This window comes from Streptomyces sp. NPDC025806, assembly GCF_055558275.1.
On the sequence record NZ_JBVHMU010000001.1, the window covers coordinates 19,975 to 29,388 of the forward strand.

Below are 9,414 nucleotides of genomic sequence, written 5' to 3' on the forward strand. Positions count from 1 at the left end.
CTTCTGGAGACCCGCCATGCCCACTCACCGCCGTACGCTCCTCGTGGCCGCCGCCGCGCTCACCCTCGCCGCCACCGCGACCGCCTGCGGCACCGGCGGCTCCGACAGCGCCTCGGGCCGGACCCAGATGCGCATCGCCTATCAGGCGATCCCCAACGCCGACCTCGTCGTCAAGCACGAGCGGCTCCTGGAGAAGGCGCTGCCCGACGTCGACGTGAAGTGGGTGCGGTTCGACTCCGGCGGCGACGTGAACACCGCCGTGATCTCCGGCGCCGTCGACCTCGGACTCGCCGGCTCCAGCCCCGTCGCCAAGGGCCTGTCCGCCCCGCTCGACATCCCGTACAAGGTGCTCTGGATCCACGACGTCATCGGCGACAACGAGGCCCTCGTCGCCAAGAAGGGCACGGGCGTCAAGGCGGTGAAGGACCTCAAGGGCAAGAAGATCGCCACGCCCTTCGGCTCCACCTCCCACTACTCGCTGCTCGCCGCGCTCGACGCCGCCGGGATCGAGGCCTCCGACGTGACGCTCGTCGACCTCCAGCCGCAGGACGCGCTCGCCGCCTGGCAGCGCGGCGACATCGACGCCGCGTACGTGTGGACGCCGACCCTCGGCGAACTGGAGAAGGACGGCACCGTCCTCACCACCAGCCGGAAGATCGCGGCGGCCGGAAAGCCCACCGCCGACCTGGGCGTCGTCACCGACGACTTCGCGGCCGAGCATCCCGAGATCGTCGCCGCCTGGCTCAAGGCCGAGTACCGGGCCGTCGCCCGCGCGAAGAACGAGCCTGACAAGGCCGCCGCCTCGATCGGCGCCGAGCTCGGCATCCCCGCCGGGGAGGCGAAGCGCCAGCTGAAGCAGCTCGTGCTGCTCAGCGCCGAGGAGCAGCGGGGCGCGGAGTACCTGGGCCGCCCGGGTGCGCCCGGCGCGCTCGCCGCGAGCCTGCGGGACGCCGCCGTGTTCCTCAAGGGACAGAAGGCCGTGGACGCGGTGCCCGCGCGCCCGGTGTTCGAGCGGGCCCTCGCCGTGAAGGAGCTGAACCGTGCCGCGAAGTGAACCGGTGACGGCGGCGCCGGACGTCGCCCTGGACGGGGTCACCGTCCGCCACGGGCGCGGGCCCGAGGCCGTGACCGCCGTCCGCGAGGTGTCCCTGAGCGTCGGCGCGGGCGAGTTCGTGGTCCTGGTCGGACCCTCGGGGTGCGGGAAGACGACGCTGCTGCGGCTGGTCGCGGGGTTCGAGCGGCCGGCCGAGGGCGGGGTCGACGTACGGCGCACGGTCGGGGTCGTCTTCCAGCAGCCCCGGCTGTTCCCGTGGCGCACCGTCGGCGGGAACCTCTCCTTCGCGCTGGCCCGGCACGGAGTGCCCCGCGCCGAACGGGCCACGCGGATCGCGGAGTTGCTGGACCGCGTGGGGCTGGCCGGCATGGCGCGGCGGCGGACCTGGGAGCTGTCCGGCGGGCAGCAGCAGCGGGTGGCGATCGCCCGGGCGCTGGCCACGGAGCCTCAAGTCCTGTTGATGGACGAGCCGTTCGCCGCGCTCGACGCGCTGACCCGGGAGCGGCTCCAGGAAGAGGTGCGGACCCTCGCCGACACCACCGGCACGACCGTCCTGTTCGTCACCCACTCCGTCGACGAGGCGGTGCTGCTCGGCTCGCGGGTCCTCGTCATGGCCGCGGGCCCGGGCCGGGTCGTCGCGGAGGTCCCGGTCGCGCTCGGGCGCGGGGCCGCCGATGTGGCCGCTCTGCGCGCGACCCCCGAATTCTCCCGGCTTCGGGGCGAGTTGGCGGACGTGATGCGCGCGGCGGCGCAGGGCTGACCGGCCCCGGGAGGCATCTGGAGAACGCAGAAGGCGCCGCCTCCCCGTGGGACCGGGGGAGACGGCGCCGCATGCGTGCGCCCGACAGGCGTGTTACACGAGCCAGCCGACGAAGTTGAAGACGCCGGCGAGGATGTCGGTAAGCAGGTTCATGGTGTCGCGTTCTCCTAGAGGTGTTGCATGTGTGTGGGACTTGCACGTGCATCGCGATGCGTTTCGCTACGGTCTGCAGCCCGTTGCTTGCGCTCCGTAAGCATCGTTGTTCACCTGGGTCACATGCAAACTCTGGGGCGACGATCACCTGTTCAAGGGAACAACTGCTCGCCTGTTCGGGTGCGGGGTCATGTCAGGCGAGGCCCCGGACCACCCCCAGATCCACCAAGTCCTGCGGGCGAAGCCGCAGTTGAGCGGCCGTCTCGTGCACCTGGTCGGCCGGCCGCTTGAGGATCGCCGCCGCGAGCTCGGGGGCGATCACCGAGAAGTACGCGTCCGGGGTCACCCACGTGTTCCCCGGCGCCGCGAGCGCCAGCGCCCCGCCCGAACCGCCCTCCCCGATCACCAGCGTCGTCACCGGTACCGGACACTCGGCGACCGCGACGAACAGCTCCGCGATCGCCGGACCCGCCCCCGCCCGCTCCGCCTCCGCGCCGTTCGCGGCGCCCGGGGTGTCGACCAGGGTCAGCACCGGGATGCCGAGCCGCCCCGCGAGCCGGATCAGCCGCGTCGCGGTCCGGTAGCCCGCCGGGGTCGTCGCCGTGCCGCACTGCGCCACGTACGCGACCGTCCGCCCCGGATCCCCGTACGCGGGCCGGGGCGCCCCGAAACCGCACAGGAGGCCGTCGTCCGCGCCGCCCGCACGGTCGCCGCGCAGCTCCGCGCGGTCCGTGAAGCAGGCGTCCAAGTAGGCGGGCGCGTGCGGTCGTTCGGGGGCCCGGGCGCGCAGGACCGCGTCCCAGCCGGTGGCCGGGAGGTCGGTGCGGCCGAGCGCGGCGGGCACCGGGGCCGGTTCCGGGTCCGGGGTGCGGGCCGTGAGCAGCCGCAGCCGCAGCCCGACGTCCTCGCGCAGCGCGTCCGGCGCCACGACCGCGTCGACGGCGCCCGCCGCCCGCTGACCCTCGGCCGTGTACGCCGCCGGGTCCGCATCCGCCGGACGCACCCGGGACCCCGCGAAGCCGATCTGCGCGCCGGGCAGCGCCAGCGTGACGTCCGCGCCCGCGCCGAGCGTCGCCCAGCCACCCCCGGTCGTCGGATCGCAGGCCACCGCGATCTGCGGCAGCCCGGCGGCCCGCGTCAGCGCGCACTGCCGGGCCGCGCGCTGGAGCTGGCTCAGCGCGAGCATGCCCTCCTGCATCCGGCTGCCGCCCGTGGCGACCAGGGCGACGACCGGCAGGCCGTGCGCGCGGGCGTGCGCGTGCGCGGCCTCGATCCGGTCACCGGTGGCCCGCCCGAGCGAACCGCCCAGGTGGCCGAAGGTGAAGGCCAGGACGACCGCCGGGACACCGCACACCGTCGCCGTACCGGCGACCACGGACTCGGGCGATCCGCTGCGCGTGACGGCCCGCGCCTTCGACTCCGCGTACCCGGGCCAGTCCAGCGGATTCGCATCGGCGGGCGGCGCGGGGTCCGGCAGCGCCCGGAAGGAACCGGGATCGCACACAAGCTCGGGGTGAGCGGCGCCCCGCGGGTCGGGCTTCGGAAGGGTGGGCACGTGCGCTCCTGAGGGGTGACGGGACCGGTCACGGACCAGCATGCGCCCGTCGACCGCCGCGGGATCGCCTTGAGAGGATGAGCCCGGCCCGGCCCGGGCGTTCCGGGCGGACAAGGTGAGGAGAAGGCGTTGGCACGGATAGCACTGGTCACGTATCGGGCCGGCGAGGACGGCGGCCCCGTCGACGCGGACCTGCCGCTGCTCGTCGAGGGCGTCGAGCGGCTCGGGGCCCGGGCCGACGTCGTCGTCTGGGACGACGCGGACGTCGACTGGAGCGCGTACGACCTCGCCGTCGTCCGCTCGACCTGGGACTACAGCTGGCGCCGCGACGCGTTCCTCGACTGGACCGAGCGCTGCGCCGCCGCGACCCGCCTCGCCAACCCGCCCGGCGTCATCCGCTGGAGCACCGACAAGCGCTACCTCGGCGAACTCGCCGAGACCGGCGTGCCCGTCGTCCCGACGACGTACGTGCCGCCGGGCGCCGTGGCCGAACTGCCCGCCGACCGCGCCTTCGTGATCAAGCCGACCTCCAGTGCGGGCGCCCGCTACGCGGCCCGCTACACCCCGGCCGAACAGGACGTGGCGCTGCGGCAGGTGGCGCGGATGCACGAGGAGGGGCTGACCGCCATGGTGCAGCCCTACGTCGACGGCATCGACGTCAGCGGGGAGCGCGCCGTGCTCTTCTACGGCGGCCGGTTCCTGCACGCGATCCGCAAGGGCGCGGTGCTCTCCGCCGGAGTCGCGTTCGACGCGCGCAAGGTCCCGCACCCCTCCCTCGAAGCGTGGGAGCCGACCGAGGCCGAGTTCGCCGTCGCCGAGCGGGCCCTCGCGGCCGTGCCCGGCGGCCCCGAGCAGCTGCTGTACGCGCGGGTCGACCTCGTCGACGGGGCCGACGGGCAGCCCTGCGTCATGGAGCTGGAGCTCGTCGAGCCGAACCTGTTCCTGAGCGCGGTGCACCCCGGATCCGTGCCCGCCGTCGCCGAGGCCCTCGTGAAGGCCGCCGCCGGCTAGGGCGTGTCCGCAGTCGTCACCTCCGTCCACCGCTGGAGCAGGCCCCATGTGAACTCGGCCCGGATCCGGCGCGGGGTGCCGTCCTCGTCCGGGGCCGTGAACTCCAGGCCCCAGCGGGTCGGGGCCGAGCCCTCCAGGGGGCGGGCCGGAGGGAAGGCGCGGGCCGCCTCGTCGACCGTGCAGGACCAGGGAGTCAGGTCGGCGAGGGTGCGCAGGGCGGGGCCCGGGGCGTCCGGGGCGCGGGTCAGCCACTCGTTCCACACCGCTCCCGTGGGCGCGAGGAGCACCTCGAAGCGGAGCGTGGGCCACAGCGGCACCGGCCACTGGAGCGCCGTGCAGGGCAGGTCGCCCAGGCGGCGGGGGCGTTCCGACGCGGGGGCGCCGAGCACCGAGCGGTACCGCGACGCCGCCGCGCGGGAACGCGGGGAGTGCAGCATCGCCTGCCAGCGCCGGTTCGCCTCCCGCATGTCCGCCACCGAGACGCCGAGCTCCGCGCGGGCCGTCTCGACCAGCTCCGGATTGTGGTCCGCCATCCGGCGCAGCAGGACGAGCTGGAACTCGAGCGGGCCGAAGGGTTCAGCGGGACCGGTGGGCGGGGTACGTCGCGCGGGTGCCATGTCTGTCATGGTCGCGCACGGAGCCCGGGGTGCGGCCGTCCGGCAGGAACAGCACCGAGTTGACGTAGCGCGGGCGCCGGGCCGCCGGGGTCAGGGCCCGGCGCAGCAGACCCTGCGAGGCGATGTGCGCGGTGCCGCGCTGGTGCGCCGCCAGGTCGAACGAGGGCAGCGGCAGCCAGTCGGCGCCGGGCAGTACCCAGCCCTCGTAGCCCCGCGCGCGCAGATGCCGTACCACCGGGGTGATCGGCTGGATGCGGGTCTCCAGCTCGATGAAGAGCGCCGGGCGGTCCCGGGTGAGGAGGGCCTCGGCGCCGCGCAGGACGGCGAGTTCCGCCCCGTCCACGTCGATCTTCACGAACTCGACGCCGTCCAGGGCGAGTTCGTCGAGGGTGACACAGTCCACGGACTGGCCCGTCGTGGCGTGCAGGCCGTCGCGGCGGACCAGCGACGACACCCCGCGGTCCCCGCGCGCGTCGTGCGGCGGCTGCCACAGCGGGGCGGTGCCGGGCCGGTCGCTGGCCGCCGCCCGCACCACCCGCACGTTCGCGGGCGTGGTGGCGGCGAGCGTACGGGCCAGGTGCGGTACGGGTTCCAGGGTGACCACGCGCCGGGCGCGGGCCGCGAGACGGTGGGTCCAGGGCCCGTACCAGCCGCCGACGTCGACCGCGGTGGCGCACCCGGAATCGGCGGGAACCATGTCGGACAGGCGGGCCAGTTCCGGTTCGAAGCGCGGGTAGAGGGCGCGGGCCGCGGCGGCGGTCAGGCGGGCGGGCAGCCAGGGGGCGAGGCGGGCGGCGATCGTGGTCACGTGACACCGCCTCCCTCGAACTGTTTCAGGAGCCGTTCGTGCTCGTCCTCCGCGAGCTGCTCGCCGGACGAGGGCAGCAGTTGCGGCACCCCGTCGACGATCGGGTAGCGGCGCTGCAAGCGGGGGTTGTAGAGCGCCTCACCGTCCGGCAGGAGGCGCAGCGGCCCCTTGTCGAGCGGACAGGCGAGCAGGGTGAGCAGCGGGTCGTCAGGCTTCATGGGACAGCAACTCCTTCGGAGACTTCGGGGACTTCGGGGAATGCGCGGATTCCACGGTCGGTGCGGGCGCGGCCGGGGGCGGGTCGTGCTTGGGCATGAGCAGCAGGACGGCGACGGCGAGCGCGGTACCCGCCACCCGCAGCGCGAGCCGCAGCGGCTCGGAGGGCAGCGACTCGCCGAACGCGAGCGTGCCGAGCACCACCGTGAACAGGCAGGTCACCGTCGTGCACACCGGCACGATCAGCGAGGCCCGGCAGCGCTGCAGCGCCGCCTGCGACATGACGAGCCCGCACGCGCCCGTGCACAGCAGCAGGTACGGGTACGGGGAGGCGAGCAGTCGGGGCACGTCCCACAGCAGCCCCGACACCCCCTTGATGGCGAGCGAACTGACGCCGTAGAGCAGGCCGACCGCGACGCCGTACTCGACGCCCGCGCTCGGCATCCGGTGCCGGCGCCGGGCCCGCCGCTCCGCGCCCGCGTACAGGTACAGGCCGGCGGCCAGCGAGGGCACGCACACGAGGAGGATGAGCGGGGCGGGGGCGGCCCCGCCGACCGCGTCCGGGTCGCCGCCGGTGTCGCGCAGCGAGAGCACCACCATGACGAGGGCGGCCAGGATCGCGCCGATCGCGTACCGCTCGCGGCCCGAGGTGCGCTCGCCGAGCAGCCGCGCGGACAGCAGGAGCAGCAGCACGAGACCCGACACGAAGATGCCCTGCGCGGCGGCGATGGGCAGCGTCCGGTACACGGCGAGCTGCGCGCCGAAGCCGCCCGCCAGCGCCAGCGAACCGGCCAGCCACAGCGGACTGCCCACCAGGTGCCGCAGCAGCCGCGCGGGACGGCGGACGCTGATCGTCGGCAACCGCCCCAGCGCCCGCTTCTCCAGCACGAAGCCGACGCTGTACAGGGTGTTCGCGAGCAGCGCCGAGGCCACGCCCCACACCACGGCCGGCACCGCCGCTCACGCCTTCCGCGCGTGCAGCAGCAGGATCGAGGAGAGCGAGGGGGCCGCGCACGCGAGCCGGTCCAGCGGGCGCAACGGCCCCGGCACCCCGTGGAAAGGTGCCCCCGAGACGCCGACCACCCGGTACCCGGACGCGGCCACGAACGAGCGCAGCGCGCGGGCCGTGTACAGGCGCAGATGCCCGACGACCTCCCGGCCCGGCCTGCCGTGCACCCCGCGCAGACTCACCTCGGAGAACACCGGCTGCACCCCGGCGAGCAGCAGCCCCCGGTTGTACCAGGCGGCCAGGTTCGGCGTGGACAGCATCAGATGGCCGCCGGGCCGCAGCACCCGGCGGATCTCGTCCAGCGCGGAGTCCGGGTCCACGAGGTGCTCGATCACCTCGGAGAACAGCACCGCGTCGGCGGCGCCATCCGCGAACGGCAGCCCGTGGTCGGACAGTTCGCCCCGCACCACGTACGGGATTCGGGTCGCCGCCCGGCGCAGCGCGTCCTGCGACCAGTCGACGCCGACCAGCCGGTGGCCCGGCAGCAGCGCGGCGGCCGTCGTGGCGGCCGAGCCGTCGCCGCAGCCCAGGTCGAGGACGGTCGCGCCCGGGGTGTCCGCGAGGGCCCGCGCGAGGATCCGGGTCTGGCGGACGGTGCGCGGAGTGCCGGAGGCGACCGGCACGTCCGGGTTCTCGTAGAAGTCGCGCAGGCCGGGCGTGCGGGGCCCCGGCGGGGCGGGGTCCGGTGGCGTGAGGTTCTGTGGCGTGAGGTGGTGGGGGGTGAGGGGTGCCGTCATCATGCCTCCTCGTCGGTCGCGCGCAGATGCTCCTCGAACAGGTCGCGCAGCCGGGCGCCGTCACCGGGGCCCAGCAGCGTCCGCGACCAGCGCAGGGCCAGATGGAGTCGGCCCGCGGTGGACGCCGTCGTGACGGTCAGGCCGCGCGGGGTGCGGGCGGGCGCCGAGAACCAGACGGCGCTCGCCCGGATGCCGTCGCCGAAGTCCAGCGGGTACGGGACGCGCCCGATGTTGCTGAGCAGGGTTGTCGAGGTCCAGCGCGCGGCGGCCCGGCGCAGCGCTCTGGTGGCGGCGGCCCGCCAGACGACGGGGGCGTACGGGGCGGTCAACAGGGCGGCGCCGTGACCGAGTTGGGGGCGTGGGAGTGATTTCAGGGCGGCGGTACGGGTGCTCACGACGCGCAGCAGCTCCGCTGTGGGCCGCGCCAACTCCTCCGCACCGAAGGCGACTTCGACGAGCCGGGTGCCGTTGCCGATCGGCATCGACGTGTCCCGGGGGCGGTCGTCGACGGGCATCGTGATGCGCAGGGGGCGGCGCGGGTCGTGCGCGCCGCGCGCCGTGTTCCAGTCGACGAGGGTGCGGGCGGTGGCGGCCATCAGCTGGTCGTTCACCGTGTACGGGGCGCCCTTCGGGCGGCGCGGCACGGGCAGCTCGCACACCAGCAGCCCGTTGCCCGGGGACGACTCCGGGCGGACGCCGGGCGCGACCCGCGCGGGGGGCCGCCAGGGTGACGGCATGACCGGCGGGGCCTGGGGGCGTGCGGCTGCCGGTGCGGGGGCCGTGACGGCCGGCGGGGTGTTGTCGGGTCCGCCGTACTCCTGCGCGGCGGTGGCGAGGACGCGCAGGCAGGCCGGGCCGTCCAGCGCCGTGTGGTTGACGGTGAGGAACAGCACGGTGTCGCCCGTGACCGGGTGCGGAACGGCTTCCAGTCGGACCGGTGGTGCGCTGGTCAGGGGCGGGGCCTGGGCGAGGGAACGGGTGCGGGCCGCCTCCAGGGCGTCGGGGCCCGAGGGCGGGAACGAGACGGGCGGGGCGTCCGGGGTCCCGGTCAGCTCCCACTCGTACCGGCGCGCGTACCAGTGGCGCGGGGCCTCTCGCATCAGCATCCGGGGGTGGCGCGCGAGGGCCCGGCCGAACGCGCCGGTGAGCCGCTCGTCGTCCAGGCGCCCGCTCAGGTGCACCTCGATGTGAACGGTTTCCGGCTCGTCGTGCTGGAGGCAGTGCCGGGCGACTTCGTCGACCACGGGGAAGGGGACCCGGTGCGCCGTGGGGTTGGCCCGGCCCCGGTGCTGCCCCTCGACTGTCGTCATCGGACCCCCTCCTGGTGGAGCCGGGAGCCCGCCGTAGGTGCCGGGCTATTCCGCCGGGTGCTGCGCCGTCGTGGTTGCTCGCGCAGTTCCCCGCGCCCCTGAAGGGCACACTTCGTGCGCCCCCAGGGGCCCGCTGGTCGCGCCCCGCGACGGAGTCGCTGATCGGACACGGCCCCGCGCCCCT

10 protein-coding genes are annotated in these 9,414 nt (G+C 75.2%); 3 read left to right on the forward strand and 7 right to left on the reverse strand.

Annotated elements, in window-relative coordinates:
• Window positions 1-16: 16 nt before the first annotated feature.
• Together ACZ4E1_RS00060 and ACZ4E1_RS00065 are read left to right on the forward strand one after the other, a co-directional pair.
• The gene (locus ACZ4E1_RS00060; protein ID WP_467534331.1) at window positions 17-1,054 is read left to right on the forward strand and encodes a taurine ABC transporter substrate-binding protein; all 1,038 of its coding nucleotides are present in this window, start codon (window positions 17-19) and stop codon (window positions 1,052-1,054) included.
• On the forward strand, window positions 1,041-1,814 hold the full coding sequence (locus ACZ4E1_RS00065; protein ID WP_467534333.1) for an ABC transporter ATP-binding protein: 774 nt from the start codon (window positions 1,041-1,043) through the stop codon (window positions 1,812-1,814). The genes ACZ4E1_RS00060 and ACZ4E1_RS00065 overlap by 14 nt, the downstream gene beginning before the upstream one ends.
• A gap of 346 nt (window positions 1,815-2,160) precedes the next feature.
• Here the strand turns inward: ACZ4E1_RS00065 and ACZ4E1_RS00070 are convergent, their stop codons facing one another.
• Window positions 2,161-3,522 carry a carboxyl transferase domain-containing protein gene (locus ACZ4E1_RS00070; RefSeq protein WP_467534334.1) on the reverse strand — a complete coding sequence of 454 codons (1,362 nt, stop codon included), beginning with the start codon at window positions 3,520-3,522 and terminating at the stop codon, window positions 2,161-2,163.
• Window positions 3,523-3,651: 129 nt separating this feature from the next.
• Between ACZ4E1_RS00070 and ACZ4E1_RS00075 the strand changes: the two genes are divergently transcribed.
• A complete protein-coding gene (locus ACZ4E1_RS00075) occupies window positions 3,652-4,533 on the forward strand; it encodes an ATP-grasp domain-containing protein (RefSeq protein WP_467534336.1) in 882 nt (293 codons plus the stop codon).
• Here ACZ4E1_RS00075 and ACZ4E1_RS00080 read toward each other — a convergent pair.
• Genes ACZ4E1_RS00080 through ACZ4E1_RS00105 form a run of 6 tightly spaced genes read right to left on the reverse strand, consistent with a single transcriptional unit; the run spans window position 4,530 to window position 9,230 of the window.
• Window positions 4,530-5,150: a hypothetical protein gene (locus ACZ4E1_RS00080; RefSeq protein ID WP_467534337.1), complete on the reverse strand. Its 621-nt coding sequence runs from the start codon at window positions 5,148-5,150 to the stop codon at window positions 4,530-4,532. The two genes, ACZ4E1_RS00075 and ACZ4E1_RS00080, sit on opposite strands and share 4 nt — an antisense overlap.
• Window positions 5,110-5,958, reverse strand: coding sequence for an FkbM family methyltransferase (locus ACZ4E1_RS00085; protein WP_467534338.1), 849 nt, complete (start codon window positions 5,956-5,958; stop codon window positions 5,110-5,112). Before ACZ4E1_RS00085 ends, ACZ4E1_RS00080 begins: the two co-directional genes overlap by 41 nt.
• Window positions 5,955-6,176 (reverse strand): Trm112 family protein, encoded by a 222-nt coding sequence (locus ACZ4E1_RS00090; protein WP_467534339.1) that lies wholly within the window; start codon window positions 6,174-6,176, stop codon window positions 5,955-5,957. The genes ACZ4E1_RS00085 and ACZ4E1_RS00090 overlap by 4 nt, the downstream gene beginning before the upstream one ends.
• Entirely contained in the window at window positions 6,166-7,119 is a 954-nt protein-coding gene (locus tag ACZ4E1_RS00095; protein ID WP_467535368.1) for a DMT family protein, read from the reverse strand. The genes ACZ4E1_RS00090 and ACZ4E1_RS00095 overlap by 11 nt, the downstream gene beginning before the upstream one ends.
• Before the next feature lie 15 nt (window positions 7,120-7,134).
• Window positions 7,135-7,923: a class I SAM-dependent methyltransferase gene (locus tag ACZ4E1_RS00100; RefSeq protein ID WP_467534340.1), complete on the reverse strand. Its 789-nt coding sequence runs from the start codon at window positions 7,921-7,923 to the stop codon at window positions 7,135-7,137.
• Complete coding sequence (locus ACZ4E1_RS00105; RefSeq protein WP_467534341.1) at window positions 7,920-9,230, reverse strand: condensation protein; 1,311 nt, start codon at window positions 9,228-9,230, stop codon at window positions 7,920-7,922. Before ACZ4E1_RS00105 ends, ACZ4E1_RS00100 begins: the two co-directional genes overlap by 4 nt.
• Between the last annotated feature and the right edge of the window lie 184 nt (window positions 9,231-9,414).